This window comes from Methylobacterium sp. A54F, from assembly GCF_053346035.1.
In genome coordinates this window covers 25644-43405 of record NZ_JBKFBF010000013.1, presented here as the reverse complement: position 1 = coordinate 43405, position 17762 = coordinate 25644, and the positions used below count along the sequence as shown (strand labels likewise).

The following is a 17762-nucleotide window of genomic DNA, read 5'->3' as shown; positions in this document are numbered from 1 at the left end:
CCGATCCGCACCGCGCGGTCGCGCAGCCATTGCGGCCCGGTGGCCGTCAGGCCGGTGTCTTAAGGCCGTTGCCCGACAAAGCAAATCCGACTTGCGTGGGGAGGCGCGACGTTTTCCGGGCGCCGTCAGGCGAAGCGGTAGCCGACCTTGGGCAGCGGGATCCCCGCCACCCGGTCGAGGGTGCGGGCGCCGGGCGTGCCGCCCAGGCCCTCGTAGAACCGCGCGGCGCGGTCGTTGTCCTCGAGGGTCCAGACGCCGAGGCGCGGCAGGCCGTGATCGGCGAGGTCGTTGCGCACCGCGCGGAACAGGCGCCGGCCGAGGCCGAGGCCCTGGTACTCGGGGCGCAGGTACAGCTCGTCGATCTCGCTCTCCGTGCCGAGGGCGCGGCTGCGCGCCCGGCCGTAGGTCGCGTAGCCCACCACGGTCTCGCCGGCATCGACCACCGCCACCGGCCGCCCCCGCCGCAGGGCGCCGCGCCACCAGGCGTGATCGCGCTGCGAGATCAGCCGCTCCAGGGCGACGCCGGGGATGATGCCCCGGTAGGCCTCCCGCCAGGCCGCATCGAACACCGCCGACAGAGCGCCGGCATCCCCTTCGCGGGCCCGGCGGATGCTCGTGGTGCGGGTGGTCATGGCCGGCTCCCTCTCGCTCGGTGCGCGGGCGCGATGCGCCGGCGTCAGGCAATCCAACTCGCGCGGGGCCGCTTGGGTTCGCGGGCGCGCGCAACCCGAGCCGCAGGCAAGTGCGGTGCCGGTTGCGGGGGCCCGCCGGGTCCGCGATTTGCCCGGACCCCGGGGCGCTGCTAGAGGCTCCGGCCTCCCCTGCCCGCACCCCGCGCCCCGGCCCGTGTTCAACCGATTCCTCAAGCCCGAGACCCGGTATGCCCGGCGGATGGCCCGGATCGCCCGCTTCGAGCGGCCGATCGGTGGGCCCGGCGACCGGCTGCGGGCCTGGGCGAACATGCTGCTCGTGGACCACGGGGTGTTCCGCCTCGCCTACCTCAACCGGCACCGGGTCGGCACCGGCCCGCTGTGGCGCTCGGCCCAGCCGGGCCCGCACGACCTCGCCCGCTTCCGGCGCGAGGGGGTGCGGACCATCGTCTCGCTCCGGGGCGGGCGCGAGCACGGCTCCTGGCCGCTGCAGCGGGAGGCCTGCGAGCGCCACGGGCTGAGGCTCGTGGAGTTCGTGCTGCGCTCCCGCGAGGCGCCGGCCCGCGAGACCATCCTCGCCGCCAGGGACTTCTTCGCCGGCCTCGAATACCCGGCGGTGATGCACTGCAAGTCGGGCGCCGACCGGGCGGGCCTCGCCTCGGTGCTCTACCTCATCCTGCACGAGGGGCGGCCGGTGCGCGAGGCGATGGCCCAGCTCTCGCCCCGCTACGGGCACTTCCGCTTCGCCAAGACGGGCATCCTCGACGCCTTCTTCGCCCTCTACCTGATCGAGGGCGAGGCGAAGGGGCTCGACTTCCTGACCTGGGTCGAGACCGTCTACGACCCCGAGGCGCTGCGCCGCGGCTTCCGGCCGAGCTTCTTCTCCGACGTGATCGTCGACCGGATTCTGCGGCGGGAATAGAATTTATTGATTAAATTTTATTTTATGGTATGCTGGCTTGTACTGTAAATTATTTAAGTAGATGTCATGAAGGAATTTTCCGAATTATTGGAAGCAATTTCGAAGTTGATTTCCGCCTTCATATGGCCAAGCCTTTTATTGTTGATATTATTATTGTTTAGGGTTGAATTTTCGCAGATCCTGAAAGGATTGAGCGAGTTAAGCTTCAAGATCCCTGGTGCGGAAGGTGTTTTGAAACTCCAGCTTCCTCCCGAAGCGGCGTCCAGGCTAGCTGCCGCTGCGACCCAGGCTAAGTTGGTCCAATCCGATTCCGAGCAGGCTCAACCATCGCGTCAGAAGCCGAGCGATGCAGGTCCACAAGTGAGTGCGACTCCTTCGTCTTATGAAATTGCCAAAACAGTCGAGCGAAATATCGAGACCGCGCAGGCTGCTGCGACTCCACGGGCGTTGAAGAACGCAAGAGGTGCGGAAATACTGTGGGTTGACGACAATCCAGAGAATAATATCTACGAACAGCAGGCATTGGAGGCTTTTGGTATTAAAATCATTCGCGCATTGAGTACTGAAGAGGCACTCAAGCAGGCTAAATCAAATAAGTTTGATGTTATAATTTCGGATATGGGTCGTCCAGAGGGCGATCGAGCGGGATACGATTTTCTAGAGGAGCTTAGAAAACTAGGAAATATGACGCCGTACATAATATATTCGAGTATCGGCACGCCGCAGGCTGACATCGCTGCTCGCAGCCGTGGTGCCGCAGGCGCTACAAATATGCCTGGCACATTGGTTAAGCTTGTGCTGAACGCAATACAAGCTCAATGAACCTTCACTCCGCCGCCGGGCGCGCCGCCTCGCGGAAGGGGTGCGCCGGGTAGGTGCCGATGACCTTCAGCTCCCGCGAGAAGTAGCCCAGCTCCTCCAGCGCCCGCGCCAGCCCCGGATCCTCCGGGTGGCCGTCGACCTCGGCGTAGAACTGCGTGGCGGTGAACTGGCCCTCTACCATGTAGCTCTCGAGCTTCGACATGTTGACGCCGTTCGTGGCGAAGCCCCCGAGCGCCTTGTAGAGCGCCGCCGGGATGTTGCGCACCCGGAACACGAAGCTCGTCACCATCGGGCCGACATTCGGCTCGACGGCCAGGGGCTCCGGCGAGAACACCACGAAGCGCGTGGTGTTGTGGGCCTCGTCCTCGACGTCGCGGGCCAGGATCTCCAGGCCGTAGACCTCCGCGGCGAGCGCCGGCGCCAGCGCCGCCCGGGTCGGGTCGCGGGCCTCCGCGACCTCGCGTGCGGCGCCGGCCGTATCGCCCGCCACCACCGCGCGCAGGCCCAGCCGCCGGATGATGCGCCGGCACTGGCCGAGCGCGTGGACATGGCTGTGGACACTCGCCAATCCCTCGCTGGACGCGCCCGGCAGCGCCATCAGCTGGAAGTGGATCGGCAGGAAGTGCTCGGCCACGATGTGGAGCGGCGAGCTCGGCAAAAGGTGGTGGATATCCGCCACCCGGCCCGCGCTCGAATTCTCGATCGGGATCATGGCGAGCGACGCCCGATGCTCCGCCACCGCCGCGAAGGCGTCCTCGAAGGTCGGGCAGGGCAGGTATTCCCAGCCCGGATAGGCCTGGGCGCAGATGATGTGCGAGTTGGCGCCGGGCTCGCCCTGATAGGAGATGGTGCGTTCGGTCATCGTCTCGGTCGTCAGTTCAGGCGGCGCGCCGAGAGGAGCGCGCGGGCGCGCTCCAGGTCGGCCGGGGTGTCGACGCCGAGGGGCAGGTCCTCGACGATCGTGGCGTCGATGCGCATGGCAGCCTCCAGGGCCCGGAGCTGTTCGAGCTTCTCGCGGGTCTCCAGGCTGCCCGGCGGCAGCGCCATGAAGCGGGTGAGCGCGGTGCGGCGATAGGCGTAGAGCCCGATGTGATGGTAGAGCGGCCCCTCCCCCCAGGGGGCGCGGGCCCGCGTGAAGTAGAGCGCGCGCAGCCGACCCGCGGCCACGGGGTGCCCGACGAGCTTCACGACGTTCGGGTCGTCCGCTTCCTCGGCCCGCGTGATCACGGCGCAGAGCGTTGCGATGTCCACAGCGCGGTCGGCGAGCGGCGCCACCGACGCGGCGATGGCGCGGGGATCGATGCTCGGCAGGTCGCCCTGCACGTTCACGACGACGTCGTGGTGGCCCTCCGGGTCCACGATCTCCAGCGCCTCCGCGAGGCGGTCGGAGCCGGAAGGGTGGTCGGCCCGGGTCATCACCGCGACGCCGCCGGCGGCCTCCACGACCTCGGCGATCGCGCCGGTGTCGGTCGCGACCACCACGGGCCCGATCCCGGCCTCGATGGCGCGGCGCCAGACATGCACGATCATCGGCACGCCCGCGATCTCGGCGAGCGGCTTGTTCGGCAGCCGCGTCGCCGTGAGGCGGGCCGGAATCAGGACGAGGGGATCGGACATGGGTCGGGTCGCGTTGGTCGCGGGGCGCGTCCTTAACAGCCGCGCGCCGCCTTGTCATTTCCGCGCGGCGGAACGCCGTCGCGGGCTACACGCCGGGCTCTGCGACTACGCGGCCCTCGGTTGCGCCATTGTCAAGATCGGGGCAGAGCGGCTAAGGCACCCTCGAAGTCTTCCAATCTCCGGCGCTTGCCCCGCCGGCTTCGCTTCCCACCCGGCCAACCCCAAGACCACCCCCAGATCCCCGGAGTTGTCGAGAATGGACTCGTTCGAGCTGAACAAGGTTGCCGGCGCGGTGCTCGGCGCCTTGCTCTTCGCGGTTGGATCCGGGTTCGTGGCCGAGCTGATCTATCACCCGAAGCCCGCCGGAACCGCCGGCTACGAGCTGCCGGAGCCCGCGCCCGAGGCCTCCGCCGCCGCCGAGGCCCCGAAGGCGGAGCCCATCGCCGTGCGGCTCGCCAGCGCCAACGTCGAGAAGGGCCAGGGCGGCACCAAGGCCTGCCAGTCCTGCCACAGCTTCGAGAAGGGCGGCCCGAACAAGGTCGGCCCGGACCTCTGGGAGGTGGTGGAGCGCAAGAAGGGCGGCCACGAGGGCTTCGACTATTCCGCGGCCATGAAGGAGAAGGGCGGCGCCTGGACCTACGAGGATCTCGATCACTTCATCGAGAACCCGAAGGGCTACGTGAAGGGCACCAAGATGGCCTTCGCGGGCATCGCCTCGCCCCAGGAGCGCGCGAACGTCATCGCCTACCTGCGCACGCTCGCCGACAGCCCGAAGCCGCTCCCGGCCGCCGAGAAGGCCGCCGCCAAGCCCGAGGAGGGCAAGGCCGCCGATCCCAAGTCTGCCGATCCGAAGGCCGCCGAGGCCGCCAAGCCTGCCGAAGCTGCCAAGCCTGCTGAGGCCACCAAGCCTGCCGAAGCCGCGAAGCCCGAGGCCGACAAGCCCACCACGGACAAGCCGGCGCAGAACAAGGGCTCGGAGGGCAAGGACAGCCCGGCGAAGCCCGCCGATCTCGACACGGCCAAGCCCGCCCTCGAGAAGCCGGCGGGCAGCCCTAAGCCGAACACCGCCACGGAGAACCGCAACGAGGTGGCACCGGCGCCGGCGCCCGAGAGCAGCGGCCCGACCCAGAACACGAGCACCGAGCCGTCCCCCGGCGCGCCGTCCGGCGCTCCCGTCACGGAGCCCCCGGCGAAGGCCGATCCGGCTGCCGAGCAGAAGGCCAAGGACCTCGACGCCGGCGGCAAGTGAGCCGGAAGTCGAGCCGCCGACCGACGAAACTGTGGGAAGGCCGGGCGCCCTGCCCGGCCTTTTCTCGTTCCGAGCCTCGGCACGCTGCGACGGCAGGCGGCAGGCATTTTCGCGGCTGCCCGTGTGACAGGTGCGGCCGGGGCGCTTAGAACGCTGGCCCGACCCTGATCCCGGGTCGTCGGGAGATCGCCGGACCGTGAAAGCCCCTGCCGTGATCGGACGTCTCGTCGCCGCGACGCTCGCCGTTGCCCTGCTCGGAGGTCCGGCCGGTGCCGCGCCCGATGCGGCGCCCGCCTCCGTCGCGGCGCCGGACGGCGGCTGGCATCACGCCGTCTCGCTCATGGGCGAGCCGAAATACCCCCCGGGCTTCAAGCATTTCGACTACGCCAAGCCGGGCGCGCCGACGGGGGGCCTCGTGCGCCTCGGGGCGCTGGGCGGGTTCGACAACTTCAACCTCATCGTGTCGGGCCTGAAGGGCGACCTCGAGGGCGGCGTCCAGGGCATCTACGACACCCTGATGACCGAATCCCTCGACGAGCCCTTCACCTCCTACGGCCTGCTTGCCGAGGCGGTGCGCCTCGCGCCCGATCTCTCCTCGGTCTCCTACCGGATCCGCGAGAACGCCCGGTGGCACGATGGCGTGCCGGTGACGCCCGACGACGTGGTCTGGTCCTTCGACACCATGAAGGCCAACAGTCCCTTCTACGCGGCCTACTACCAGACCGTGACGAAGGCCGAGGCGACTGGCCCGCGCGAGGTGACCTTCACCTTCGCGGAGGCCGGCAACCGCGAGCTGCCCCAGGTGCTCGGTCAGCTGCGGGTGCTGCCGAAGCACTGGTGGACGGGCAAGAACGCCGAGGGCAAGGCCCGCAACCCCACCGAGACGACGCTCGAGATCCCCCTCGGCTCCGGGCCCTATCGGCTCGCGCGCTTCGAGTTCGGCCGCTCCGCGACCTACGAGCGCGTGGCCGACTACTGGGGCAAGGACCTCGCCGTGAATGCCGGGCGCAACAACTTCGGCACGATGCGCTACGAGTACTTTCGCGACGGGACGGTCCTGGTCGAGGCGTTGAAGGGTGACCTCTACGATTTCCGCGCCGAGAACATCGCCCGCAACTGGGCCACCGCCTACGACGATTTCCCGGCCGTCAAGCAGGGACGCCTCGTCAAGGAGGAATTCCCCGATCGCGGCAACGGCAACATGCAGGCCTTCGCCTTCAACCTGCGCCGCGACAAGTTCAAGGACGAGCGCGTCCGCCGAGCCTTCAACCTCGCCATGAACTTTGAGGACATGAACCGGTCGCTGTTCTACGGGCTCTACAAGCGCATCGATTCCTATTTCTTCGGCTCCGAGCTCGCCTCCTCGGGCCTGCCGGAGGGCGAGGAGAAGGCGATCCTCGACGGCCTCAAGGACAAGGTGCCGGCCTCCGTCTTCACCACGCCCTACCGGAACCCGGTCAACGACAGCTCGGAGACGGTGCGGGCGAACCTGCGCGAGGCCGTCCGCCTCCTGCGCGAGGCGGGCTACGAGCTGCGTGACGGGCGCATGGTCAACAAGGCGACCGGCGAGCCCCTCACCGTCGAGTTCCTGGAATTCCAGAACGCGTTCGAGCGCGTGGTGCTGCCCTACGCGGCCCAGCTGAAGCTCATCGGCATCCAGGCGTCCCTGCGGATGATCGACCAGGCGCAGTACCAGAACCGGATCCGCAGCTTCGACTTCGACATCACGACGAGTTCCTGGCCGGAATCGCTCTCGCCCGGCAACGAACAGCGCGAGTACTGGGGGTCGGCCTCGGCCGACAAGCAGGGCAGCCGCAACATCATGGGCATCAAGGACCCGGCCATCGACGCCCTGATCGAGCGGGTGATCTTCGCGGGCAACCGGGAGGGCGTCCTCGCCGCGACCCACGCCCTCGACCGGGTCCTGCTCGCCCACAACTTCCTCGTCCCGCAATGGGCCTCGAACGTGTCGCGCACCGTGCGCTGGAACCGCTTCGGCCACCCGGACGAGCTTCCGAAGTACGGCAGCTCCGGCTTCCCGACGACCTGGTGGTACGACGAGGCCCTGGCTCAGAAGACGGGCGTGGCGAAGTGAGGCGGCGGCCGCCCTCCCCGGCCGCCTCGGACGCCGGCGAGCCCGCGTCCGGCGCGGTGGCCTGCACGTCGCTCACCTCCCGCCGCGCCCTCCTGCACGGCGCCGCCGCAGCGGCGGCGCTGGCCTCGCTGCCGCGCGGGGCACGGGCGGACGCGCCCCGCACGACCCACGGCCTTTCGAGCTTCGGGGAGCTGAAGTACGGCTCCGACTTCCAGAACTTCGACTACGTCAACCCGGCGGCGCCGAAGGGCGGCCGGTTCTCGACCACGGTGAGCCAGACCTTCGGCAATCAGTCCGGCAACACCTTCAACACCCTCAATGTCTACGTGCTGCGTGGCGACGGCGCCGCCGGCATGAACCTCACCTTCGACAGCCTGATGGTGCGGGCCCTCGACGAGCCGGACGCGCTGTACGGCCTCCTGGCGCGCGCGGTCGAGATCAGCGCGGACGGCCTCACCTACCGCTTCCACCTGCGGCCGCAGGCGCGCTTCCACGACGGCTCGCGCCTGACCGCCCACGACGTCGCGTTCTCGCTCAAGCTCCTGCGCGAGAAGGGGCACCCCGAGATCTCCCAGGTGATCCGCGACCTGCGCGACGCCGCCGCGGACGGCGACGAGACGGTCGTGGTCACCTTCGCACCCGGGCGCAGCCGGGACCTGCCGCTCTTCGTGGCGCAGCTCCCGGTCTTCTCGGCCGCCTACTACGCGCGGCGGGACTTCGACGCCGCGACCCTGGAGCCGCCCCTCGGCTCCGGTCCCTACCGGGTCGGGCGCGTCGATGTCGGCCGCTTCATCGAGTTGGAGCGGGTCCCCGACTACTGGGCCGCGGACCTCGCCGTGAACGTCGGCCAGCACAATTTCGAGGCGATCCGCTACGAATACTTCCGCGACCGGACCGTCGCCTTCGAGGCGTTCAAGGGTGGCGCCTTCACGTTCCGCGAGGAGTTCACCGCCCGGGTCTGGGCCACGGGCTACGACTTCCCCGCCGTGCGCGAGGGCCGCGTCGTCCGCACGACCGTTCCCGATGCCCGCCCGTCCGGGACGCAGGGCTGGTGGCTCAACACGCGCCGGGAGGCCTTTCGCGATCCCCGCGTGCGCGAGGCGATCGGGCTGTGCTTCGACTTCGAGTGGACCAACCGGAACCTGATGTTCGACGCCTACCGGCGCACGGCCTCTTTCTTCGAGAACTCGGACCTGAAGGCGACCGGCCTGCCGGCGCCCGAGGAGCTGGCGCTGCTGGAGCCCCTTCGGGCCGATCTGCCCGGGGAAGTATTCGGCGAGGCCTGGACACCGCCGGTCTCGGACGGGTCCGGCCAGGACAGGCGCCTCCTGTCCCGCGCGGTCGCCCTGCTCAAGGAGGCCGGGTGCACCCGCGACGGCGTCACCATGCGCCTGCCCGGCGGGCGGCCGATCGAGATCGAGTTCCTCGATTCCGACGGCGCCCTGGAGCCCCACACCCAGCCCTTCATCCGCAACCTGGCGCTGGTGGGCATCAAGGCGAACTTCCGCCTGGTCGACCCGTCCCAGTATCAGGCCCGCGTGAACAGCTTCGACTTCGACGTGACCTCCCGCCGTTACGCGAGCGGCCTCACGCCCGGGCCGGAGCTGGCCGAGTCCTACGGCTCTGGCTCGGCCGGCACGCAGGGCTCGAACAATCTCGCGGGCATCGCGAGCCCAGCGGCCGACGCGCTCATCGCGAAGATCGTCGGTGCCGGCTCCCGGGCGGAGCTCGTGACGGCGTGCCGGGCCCTCGACCGGGTGCTGCGGTCCGGGCGCTACTGGGTGCCGATGTGGTACGCGGGCACGCACCGCCTCGCGGTCTGGGACGTGTTCGGGCACCCACTGAACGGGCCCCGCTACGACCTCGGGGTGCCGTCCGCGTGGTGGTTCGACGCCGCGAAAGCGCTCCGCATCGGGCGGAACTAGGGAGCGGTCCGTGCTGAGCTACATCCTGCGCCGCATCGCCCTGATGGTCCCGACCCTGTTCGGGATCATGCTGATCACCTTCACGATCGTGCAGTTCGCTCCCGGCGGCCCGGTGGAGCAGGTGATCGCCAAGCTGCAGGGGCAGAACGACGGCGCCATGTCCCGCGTGACCGGCGGCGCGGGCGACCTCGGCGGCGGCATGGCGCGGGCGGGGGCTGAGGCGAATTCCCGCTACCGCGGCGCGCAGGGCCTGAGCCCCGAGTTCATCGCCAAGCTCGAGCAGCAGTTCGGGTTCGACCGCCCCGCCCCCGAACGCTTCGTGAAGATGCTCTGGAACTACCTGCAGTTCGACTTCGGGCGCAGCTTCTTCCGGGACGCCACGGTGATCCAGCTCATCCGCGAGCGCCTGCCCGTGTCGATCTCGCTCGGCCTCTGGATGACGCTCCTGTCCTACGCGATCTCCATCCCGCTCGGCATCCGCAAGGCGGTGCGGGACGGGACGCGATTCGACCGCTACAGCTCGATCGTGGTGACGATCGGCTACGCGGTGCCGGGCTTCATGTTCGGGCTCCTGCTGATCATCCTCTTCGCCACCGGATCGTTCCTGCAGGTCTTCCCCCTGCGCGGCCTGACGAGCGAGGGCTGGGAGCACTTCACGCTTTGGCAGAAGGTCACCGACTACGCCTGGCACATGGTCCTGCCCCTCGTGGCGCTGGCGGTCGGGGCCTTCGCGACGGCGACCATGCTCACCAAGAACTCGTTCCTCGACGAGATCCGCAAGCAGTACGTGCTGACCGCCCGCATGAAGGGCCTCAGCGAGCGGCGGGTGCTCTACGGGCACGTGTTCCGGAACGCCATGCTGATCGTGATCGCGGGCTTTCCCGGCGCCTTCATCTCGGCCTTCTTCACGGGCTCGCTGCTGATCGAGACGATCTTCACCCTCGACGGCCTGGGCGAGCTCTCGTTCAAGGCCATCGTCGGGCGGGATTATCCGGTCGTGTTCGCGACGCTCTACATTTTCTCGCTGCTCGGTCTCGCCGTGAACCTCCTGTCGGACCTGATTTACGTCTGGATCGATCCGCGCATCGATTTCTCCGCGCGCGCGACCTGAGCCGCCCCCGTGTTCGCCCTCGTCATCCGGCCGGAGCATCCGTCCGACGCGCCCGCGATCGACCGCCTGCACGCGCGGGCCTTTGGGCCCGGGCGCTTCGCCCGCACGGCCTTCCGCCTGCGGGAGGGCGTCGCGCACCTGCCCGATCTGAGCTTCGCGGCCCTCGTCGGCAGCTTCCTGGCCGGATCCGTGCGGGTCGGTCCCGCGGAGGCCGGGGGGCGGCCGCTCCTGGCGCTCGGGCCGCTCACCGTGGACCCGAGCTTCGAGGGGCGCGGGATCGGCGCGAGCCTGATGGGGGCCAGCCTCGATGCGGCACGCGCTGCCGGGCACGGCGTGGTGATCCTCGTCGGGGATGCGCCCTACTACGCCCGCTTCGGCTTCGCGCCGGTGCCGCCGGGGCGCCTCGCCCTTCCGGGGCCCGTCGATCCGGCCCGCTTCCTCTGGCTGGAGCTCACCCCCGGCGCCGCCGCGGATCTCTCCGGAACCGTGAGCGCGGCCCGGTCCTTGTGACCGCGGGAGGCCGCGGACCATGGAAGCGATCCGTCACGACTCGATCGAAGCCAACGGGCTGCGCCTGCACGTCGCCCGCCTCGGGGCCGGGCCGCCGCTCCTGTTCCTCCACGGCTGGCCGGAATTCTGGCTGACCTGGGAGCCGGTCATGGCGCGCCTCGCCGACCGGTTCACCTGCATCGCTCCCGATCTCCGCGGGTTCGGCGCGAGCGACAAGCCGGACGCCGGACCCTCGGACCGGGCCGGCGCGGAGATCCACGCCGCCGACATGCTCGGGCTGCTCGACGCCCTCGGCATCGAGCGAGCGGGCGTGGTGGGGCACGACGTCGGGGCCTATGTCGGCCAGGCGCTCGGGCGCGCCGCGCCGGAGCGCTTCGCGGGCCTCCTGTTCTTCGACTGTCCCTACGCGGGCATCGGCCCGCGGCTCGGCAGGCCGGAGATGCTGCGGGAGATCTGGTACCAGTCCTTCCACCTCCAGCCCTTCGCGGCCGGCACGGTCGGCGCCTCTCGGGAGGCCTGCCGCCTCTACATCGGCCACTTCCTGCGCCACTGGGCGGGCGGCAACCCGGCCGCCTTCGACGACGTGCTGGAGGCCTTCGTCGACAACTTCCTGGCCCCCGGCAATCTGCAGGGCGGCTTCAACTGGTACCTGAGCCAGAACGAGGCGCGCCTCGCCATGCTTCGCGGCGAGGCGCCGGCGCTCCCGCCGATCACCGTGCCGACCCGCATCCGCTGGGGCGATCGCGATCCGCTCTTCCCCTACGCGTGGACCGACCGCCTGCCCGAATTTTTCAGTGATCTCGACCTCGCGCCCTTCCGCGGCGTCGGCCACTTCCCGCATCGCGAGGCACCGGAGGCCGCAGCCGAGGAGATCGCGGCGTTCTTCGGCCGCCTGATGCCCGAGCGTTGAGCGGCGGCGTCAGGCCGCCCTGCCCCGCCGTCCCTCGACCAGCCACATCGCCAGCACGGCGGCCGCGAGGGCCGCGAGCGCCCACAAGCCGAGGGCGAGCGGGTAGACCTCGACGCCGCGGATGTTGGCGCTGTCGCTCGGGCGGAAGCCGATCCAGTCGCCCCCGGCGAGGCGCCCGCTGCGCATGGTCTGGAGGCGCGGCACGGTGAGGCCGCCCCCTGCCTCGGCCACCCGCCGGATGGAGCCGCCCGTCGCCTCGCTGATCGCCTTCATGCGCTCGGTGTCGCTGAACACGTCGGCGAGCTCGCGCGGGTTGGCGGGCCCGACGCTCACGAACGCGACGAGGTTGCCGGAGCGCAGGGTGTGCAGGCCGAGCTCGGCGGCCTCGAAGGTGGCGCTGAACAGCCCGGGCTCGGCCTGCGCGAGGGGCAGCGTGCGGGTCTTGCCGGTGGGCCCCGTCACGGTGACAGGCTCGGTCGTCTCCGCCATCGTCTGGCGCTCGACCCGGACCTCGCGGCCGTGGCCGGTCATCTGCGCGCGAAGCGCCTCCTCCTCGAGCGCCGGCTCCTTCATCAGCCAGTGGGCGAGGCGCCGCAGCAGGTCGAGGTACGGGCCACCCTCCTGGTAGCCGCGGGCCCACAGCCAGGCGTGGTCCGATAGGAGGAGCGCCACGCGTCCCTTGTCCTCGCGGGACAGGGCGAGCAGCGGCTGGTTGGCGGCCCCCTGCAGAATCGGCTGGATGCCGGGCCGGACCTGGGCCGAGACGATGCGGAGCCAGTCGCCCCAGGCGGGCGGGTTCGCCTCTGAGCCCGGCAGCGCGCGGGTGACCGGATGGCGGGTGCCGGTCTGTGTCAGGGCCGCCTTGTAGGGCTGCTCGACGACGCGCCCGTTCGGCTCGCCGGGCAGGATCGACGAGAGGCGGGTGCGGGCGAGGCTCGCCGACGAGGCGAATTCCGGTCCCGCCGCGATCAGCAGGGCTCCGCCGTCCCGGACGTAGCGGACGATGTTGTCGAAGTAGGCCGAAGGCAGCACGCTCTGGTTGGCGTAGCGATCGAAGATGATCAGGTCGAAATCCTTGATCTTCTGGACGAACAGCTCGCGCGTCGGGAAGGCGATCAGCGACAGCTCGGAGATCGGCGTGCCGTCCTGCTTCTCGGGCGGGCGCAGGATGGTGAAGTGGACGAGGTCGACGTTGGCGTCGGACTTCAGGAGATTGCGCCACGTCCGCTCGCCCTGGTGCGGCTCGCCGGAGACGAGGAGCACGCGTAGCTTCTCGCGGATGCCCTCGATCGGCAGCACCGCGCGGTTGTTCACCGTGGTCAGCTCGCCCGGCAGCGGCTCGACCTCGATCTCGACCACGTTCGGGCCGCCGTGCTCGATCCGCGTGGTCAGGCTGAAGGGCTGGCCGGTCGGGAAGGCGCGGCGGCCGATCTCCTGCCCGTCGCGGCGCACCGTGACGGTGGCGGTCCCGGTACCGCCCCGCTCCATCACCTCGGCGCGGATCGTCAGGTCCTTGCCGACGATGCCGAAGCGCGGGGCCTCCAGCAGCTTGATCTGCCGGTCGCGCTCGTCCGGATGGCCGGTGACGAGGACGTGCAGCGGGGCCTTGATGCCGAGCGCCGCCAGGGAAGCGGGGATGTCGTGCACCACGCCGTCGGTGAGCATCACGACGCCCGCGAGCCGCTCCGGTGGCACGTCGGCCAGCGCCTGCGACAGGGCGGTGAACAGCTTGGTTCCGTCGTCGCCCTCGCGGGCGTCCGGCACGTCGATGAAGCGCGGCTCGATGTTCGTCAGCGCACCGAAGCGCCTCTGGAGTTCCGCGCGGACCTGATCGGTCATCTGCGGACGATCGCCGAGGGACTGGGAGCCGGACCGGTCGACGATGACCGCCGCGACGTCCTTAACGGGCTCGCGGTCCTCGCGCACCAGGGAGGGGTTGGCGAGGGCGGCGAGGACGAGCGCGAGGGCCAGCGCGCGCAGGAGCGCCGTGCGCCCGCGGGCAAGGAGCGCCAGCACGCAGAACAGCGCGGCGACCACGCCGAGCCCGGCCAGCACGGGCCAGGGCACGAGGGGCGTGAAGCTGAGGCTCAGCATGATCCGCTATCCTGGCTCGCGATGCCTCCCCGGCGAGGCCTGTCCGGTCGCGTCACTGGCCGAGCCGCTCGAGCAGCGCCGGGACATGGACCTGATCCGCCTTGTAGTTGCCCGTCAGCGTGTACATCACGATGTTGACGCCGCCCCGGAAGGCCATTTCGCGCTGGCGCTGGTCGCCGCCGACCACCGGGTAGAGCGCCTCCCCCCGCCGGCCCACCGCCCAGGCCGCGGCGAGGTCGTTGCCCGTGATGATGATGGGGCTGACCCCGTCGCCGGCCCGCGCCGGGCGGCGTTCCGCGCCCTCGGCCGCCGGCGGCAGAGCCTCCACCCAGGTCTGGCCGGTGCCGTAGCGGCCCGGGAAGCTGTCCACCAGGTAGAATGCCTTGGTCAGCACGTGGTCGAGCGGCACCGGCTCCAGTTCCGGCACCTCAAGGGTCGCCAGCATCTTGCGCAGGTAGAGCGCCTCCGGCGTCGCCGCGCTTCCCGGGCGCGCGGTGAGGGCGTCGCGGGTGTCGAACAGCACCGTCCCGCCGTTGCGCATGAAGGCGTCGATCCGCCGGATCGCGGCCTCGCTCGGCTGCGGGCGACCGGGTGCGATCGGCCAGTAGATCAGGGGGTAGAAGGCGAGCTCGTCCTTGGCGGGGTCGAGGCCCGCCGGCTCGCCGGGCTCGAGGGCCGTGCGGGTGGCGAGCATCTGGGTCAGCCCGGTCAGCCCGGCCCGGCTCGCCTCGTCGACCGCCGCATCGCCCGTGACGATGTAGGCCAGCCGCGTGACGAGCGCCGATTCGAAGCCGTTCGGGCGATTCGCGACGGGCTCCTCGGCCCGCGCCGGCGGCACGCCGGCGCCGAGCAGCACGAGGCCCGCCAATGCGAGCGCCGCCGGCCGGCTGCGCAGCCGGCCCGTCAGGCCGCCGCGCCCCATGAAGCCGCCGAGCCAGAGGCCGGCGAGCGTGTCGAGCACCAGGAGCATCAACCCCAAGGTGAACAGGAACGCGCGCAGATCAAGGGTCTCGGCGCCCGCGAGCGAGCCGAGCCGGGCACCCGCGACGGCGGACAGGTCGAGGGCCTTGAGGCGATCGTCCACCTTGAGGGCGTTCACCGCGATGCCGCCGTCCGGCGGGCCGTAGAAGCCCGGCGGATGCTCCTGCGTGGCGCGGTCGCCGTAATCAGCGGCGACCGCGGTGGCCGAGGCCGGCGGGCTGCCCAGCGCTCCGAAGCCGTCGAGGGTGAGCCGCGGCGCCAGCACCGCGGCCCGGGCGCGCTGCCCGGCTTCCCCCGTCCCCGGCGCCGCGCTGCCGGCGAGGCCGACGACCCGGCGCAGCATGTCGATGAACAGGCCCGAGAGGGGCAGGTTGGACCACGTGGTGTCGCCGGTGACGTGGAACAGCACCACGAGGCCCTGCCCCCGCTTCTCCGCCGTGACGATCGGGGTCCCGTCCTCAAGGGAGGCCCAGGTCCGGCTCGGGAGATCGCCGTCCGGCTCGGCCAGGATCTGGCGTCGCACGCCGATGTCGGCCGGCGGCGTGAGGCCCGCGAAGGGGCTCTCGGGGGCGAAGGGCGCCAGCGTCTTCGGGCTGTCCCACGAGAGGGCGCCGCCGAGCGAGCGGCCGCCCCGGCGCAGGCGCACCGGCACGAGGGGATCGTTGCCGGCCGCGAGGCGGGGCCCGGCGAAGCGCAGGATCAGGCCGCCCTCGTCCACGAACTTGGTGAGCCGCGCGACGGTCTTTTCGTCCATCGCGCCGACATCGGCGAGGACGAGCACGGTCACCTGGTTGTCCAGCATCTGCCCGATGGACTCGGCCGTGCCCTTGGCCCCGCGCGGCTCCTGGATGTCCGCGAAGGGGCCGAGCGCCCGGGCGAGGTAGTAGGTCGGGGCGAGGAGCGGCTGCGCCTGGTCGAGGGTGCCGCCCGAGACGATGCCGACCCGGCGGCGCTTGCCGCGCTCGTCCATCAGGGTCACGGCCCCGGCCGAGCGCTCGTTCAGGATTTCGAGCCGGGCGATGCTGTTGCGCAGCTCCACCGGCATGTCGAAGCCGACATCGACCGCCGTGGCGTCCCGCGGGAAGGCGAAGTCGTGCTCGGCCAGCGGCAGGCCCTTCGGGTCGAGGGCCCGCACGAGGCCGGCGTCGCGGCCGTTCGGCGCCGCTCGCAGCACGTGGGCGACGAGGCGCCCGCCGGCTTCCGCGCCGGTGATCGCCAAAGCGGGCGGCTGCTCGGCCCGCAGGATGGCGAGGCTCGCGCCGTGCCGCTCGGAGAGCGCCGCGAGGTCCCGCGGGAAGCCGTCGCTCCGCCCTACGTCCCCGGCGCCCGCGACCCCGTCGCTGATCCAGACCAGCGCAGTGCCGGGGTTGCGCTCCAGGAAGCTGCCGAGGCTCGCCAGATGCGCCTCCCGCTCGGGGAGGTGGGGGCGCGGGGCGACCGCCCGCAGGCGTTCGAGCGCGGCCGCGGGAGTGCGCGCCTCGAACGCCCCGGCGGGCTCGGCGAGGCCGATCACCGCGACGGGCCGGCCGTCACGGGCGGCGCCCTCCACCGCGTCGGTGGCGACCCGCTGGCGGGCCCGCCAGTCGTGGGCCGCCGGGAATCCGTTGTCGATCAGCACCACGAGGGGCGTGCGCCCTCCGCCGGCGCCGAGCCCCGAGGGGTTCCAGACGGGGCCCGCCACGGCGAGGATCAGCGCGGCGGCGGCCAGCATGCGCAGGATCAGGAGCCAGGGCGGCGTCCGGGCCGGCGTCTCGCGGCGGGGCAGCAGGTCCGCGACGATCCGCAGGGGCGGGAAATCGATGCGCCGCGGCCGCGGCGGCGTGACCCGCAGCAGGAACCACAGCGCCGGCAGCGCGATCAGCGCGGCGAGCGCGAAGGGGGCGGCGAAGGTCAGCGGTCCGAGCAACGGCGTCCTCGCACTGGAAGCATCCCCGTCCGCGTCATTCTGGCCTCGGTGCCCGCCATCGCGTCAACCGCGGGCCGCGAGGAGCGTGAGCAGGCGCAGCGCGGGCTCGCTCGCCGGGCGGTCGGTGCGGTGGAGCGTGATCGTCCAGCCCTGGCCGCGGGCGATCTCGGCGAGGCCCGCCCGGTGCGCGGCGATGCGCGCGCGATAGGCCTCGCCCCAGTCTCCCGCATCGCCCACCTCCAGGCTCAGGCCGCTCTCGAGGTCGTGCAGCACGGCCTGCCCCGCGAACGGGAAGGTCTCCTCGATCGGGTCGGCGATCACGAGGAGGTGGCCGCGGGTGCCGCGGGCGCTGAGCGCCTTCACGCTCGCCTGCACCTCGGGGAGCGGCGACAGGAAGTCGCTGATCAGGATCGCCTCGTCGAAGCGTCCGGGCTCGGCCTGCGGCGGGGCGTCCTGGGTCAGCCCGGCGACGTCGCCGACGAGCGCCTGCGCCATGGTCTCGACGATGCGGCGCGAGGCGGTGGCGCGGGTGAGCCCGAGAAGGCCGGTACGCTCGCCGCCCTCCACCAGGGCCTCCGCCAGCGACAGCCCGAGCACCAGGGCGCGGTCGATTTTGGGGGCCTGCGCCAGCTCCGAGGCGAAGCCCATCGAGGCCGAGCGGTCGATCCAGAGCCAGATGTTGTGGGCGGCTTCCCATTCGCGCTCGCGGACGTAGAGCCGGTCGTCGCGGGCCGAGCGGCGCCAGTCGATCCGCGCGGCCGCCTCGCCGGTGACGAAGGGGCGGAACTGCCAGAAGCTCTCGCCCGGCCCCGCCCGGCGGCGCCCGTGCAGCCCATGGGCGAGCATCGTCGAGACCCGGCGTGCCTCCAGCACGAGGCGCGGCATCCGGTCGGCCAGCGCCAGGGCACCCTCGGTGGCGGCCCGTCCCGGTGCGCGCGCGCTGGCGCCGAGGACGCGTGCGGCGACCATG

The 17762-nt window shown here is 71.2% G+C and carries 14 protein-coding genes; 8 read left to right on the top strand and 6 right to left on the bottom strand.

Features of this window, described 5'->3' with window-relative positions; all coding sequences use genetic code 11:
- Positions 1–125: 125 nt before the first annotated feature.
- Entirely contained in the window at positions 126–632 is a 507-nt protein-coding gene (locus ACLBXP_RS19975) for an N-acetyltransferase family protein (protein ID WP_447669539.1), read from the bottom strand.
- A 214-nt stretch (positions 633–846) separates the two neighbouring features.
- Here ACLBXP_RS19975 and ACLBXP_RS19970 point away from each other — a divergent pair, with 214 nt between their 5' ends.
- Complete coding sequence (locus tag ACLBXP_RS19970; RefSeq protein ID WP_447669538.1) at positions 847–1572, top strand: tyrosine-protein phosphatase; 726 nt, start codon at positions 847–849, stop codon at positions 1570–1572.
- Between the two features lie 66 nt (positions 1573–1638).
- The gene (locus ACLBXP_RS19965) at positions 1639–2394 is read left to right on the top strand and encodes a response regulator (protein ID WP_447669537.1); all 756 of its coding nucleotides are present in this window, start codon (positions 1639–1641) and stop codon (positions 2392–2394) included.
- Between the two features lie 4 nt (positions 2395–2398).
- Here the strand turns inward: ACLBXP_RS19965 and ACLBXP_RS19960 are convergent, their stop codons facing one another.
- Together ACLBXP_RS19960 and ACLBXP_RS19955 are read right to left on the bottom strand one after the other, a co-directional pair.
- Positions 2399–3256, bottom strand: coding sequence for a prephenate dehydratase (locus ACLBXP_RS19960; RefSeq protein ID WP_447669536.1), 858 nt, complete (start codon positions 3254–3256; stop codon positions 2399–2401).
- Positions 3257–3267: 11 nt separating this feature from the next.
- Entirely contained in the window at positions 3268–4011 is a 744-nt protein-coding gene (locus ACLBXP_RS19955; RefSeq protein WP_447669535.1) for a 3-deoxy-manno-octulosonate cytidylyltransferase, read from the bottom strand.
- Positions 4012–4267: 256 nt separating this feature from the next.
- Here ACLBXP_RS19955 and ACLBXP_RS19950 point away from each other — a divergent pair, with 256 nt between their 5' ends.
- The 6 genes from ACLBXP_RS19950 to ACLBXP_RS19925 all read left to right on the top strand — a co-directional run bounded on the left by ACLBXP_RS19950 (position 4268) and on the right by ACLBXP_RS19925 (position 11811).
- Positions 4268–5260, top strand: a complete 993-nt coding sequence (locus tag ACLBXP_RS19950) for a c-type cytochrome (protein WP_447669534.1) — start codon at positions 4268–4270, stop codon at positions 5258–5260.
- Between the two features lie 196 nt (positions 5261–5456).
- Positions 5457–7355 carry an extracellular solute-binding protein gene (locus ACLBXP_RS19945; protein ID WP_447669533.1) on the top strand — a complete coding sequence of 633 codons (1899 nt, stop codon included), beginning with the start codon at positions 5457–5459 and terminating at the stop codon, positions 7353–7355.
- 92 nt (positions 7356–7447) lie between these two features.
- Positions 7448–9280, top strand: a complete 1833-nt coding sequence (locus ACLBXP_RS19940) for an extracellular solute-binding protein (RefSeq protein WP_447669642.1) — start codon at positions 7448–7450, stop codon at positions 9278–9280.
- 10 nt (positions 9281–9290) lie between these two features.
- Complete coding sequence (locus tag ACLBXP_RS19935) at positions 9291–10391, top strand: microcin C ABC transporter permease YejB (RefSeq protein ID WP_447669532.1); 1101 nt, start codon at positions 9291–9293, stop codon at positions 10389–10391.
- Positions 10392–10400: 9 nt separating this feature from the next.
- A complete protein-coding gene (locus tag ACLBXP_RS19930; protein ID WP_447669531.1) occupies positions 10401–10901 on the top strand; it encodes a GNAT family N-acetyltransferase in 501 nt (166 codons plus the stop codon).
- A gap of 19 nt (positions 10902–10920) precedes the next feature.
- Positions 10921–11811, top strand: coding sequence for an alpha/beta fold hydrolase (locus tag ACLBXP_RS19925; RefSeq protein ID WP_447669530.1), 891 nt, complete (start codon positions 10921–10923; stop codon positions 11809–11811).
- A 9-nt stretch (positions 11812–11820) separates the two neighbouring features.
- On the opposite strand, the gene ACLBXP_RS19920 is transcribed toward ACLBXP_RS19925, so the two are convergent.
- From ACLBXP_RS19920 to ACLBXP_RS19910, 3 genes are all read right to left on the bottom strand, one after another.
- Positions 11821–13905, bottom strand: coding sequence for a hypothetical protein (locus ACLBXP_RS19920; RefSeq protein WP_447669529.1), 2085 nt, complete (start codon positions 13903–13905; stop codon positions 11821–11823).
- A gap of 52 nt (positions 13906–13957) precedes the next feature.
- Positions 13958–16792 (bottom strand): DUF4159 domain-containing protein, encoded by a 2835-nt coding sequence (locus ACLBXP_RS19915; protein WP_447669528.1) that lies wholly within the window; start codon positions 16790–16792, stop codon positions 13958–13960.
- 63 nt (positions 16793–16855) lie between these two features.
- On the bottom strand, positions 16856–17761 hold the full coding sequence (locus tag ACLBXP_RS19910) for a DUF58 domain-containing protein (RefSeq protein WP_447669527.1): 906 nt from the start codon (positions 17759–17761) through the stop codon (positions 16856–16858).
- Between the last annotated feature and the right edge of the window lies 1 nt (position 17762).

What these genes read in the sequence shown, in the direction of transcription:
- ACLBXP_RS19975 (WP_447669539.1), bottom strand. Translation starts at nt 632, where the DNA reads ATGACCACCCGCACCACGAGCATCCGCCGGGCCCGCGAAGGGGATGCC.
- ACLBXP_RS19965 (WP_447669537.1), top strand. Translation starts at nt 1,639, where the DNA reads ATGAAGGAATTTTCCGAATTATTGGAAGCAATTTCGAAGTTGATTTCC.
- ACLBXP_RS19960 (WP_447669536.1), bottom strand. Translation starts at nt 3,256, where the DNA reads ATGACCGAACGCACCATCTCCTATCAGGGCGAGCCCGGCGCCAACTCG.
- ACLBXP_RS19955 (WP_447669535.1), bottom strand. Translation starts at nt 4,011, where the DNA reads ATGTCCGATCCCCTCGTCCTGATTCCGGCCCGCCTCACGGCGACGCGG.
- ACLBXP_RS19950 (WP_447669534.1), top strand. Translation starts at nt 4,268, where the DNA reads ATGGACTCGTTCGAGCTGAACAAGGTTGCCGGCGCGGTGCTCGGCGCC.
- ACLBXP_RS19925 (WP_447669530.1), top strand. Translation starts at nt 10,921, where the DNA reads ATGGAAGCGATCCGTCACGACTCGATCGAAGCCAACGGGCTGCGCCTG.
- ACLBXP_RS19920 (WP_447669529.1), bottom strand. Translation starts at nt 13,905, where the DNA reads ATGCTGAGCCTCAGCTTCACGCCCCTCGTGCCCTGGCCCGTGCTGGCC.
- ACLBXP_RS19910 (WP_447669527.1), bottom strand. Translation starts at nt 17,761, where the DNA reads ATGGTCGCCGCACGCGTCCTCGGCGCCAGCGCGCGCGCACCGGGACGG.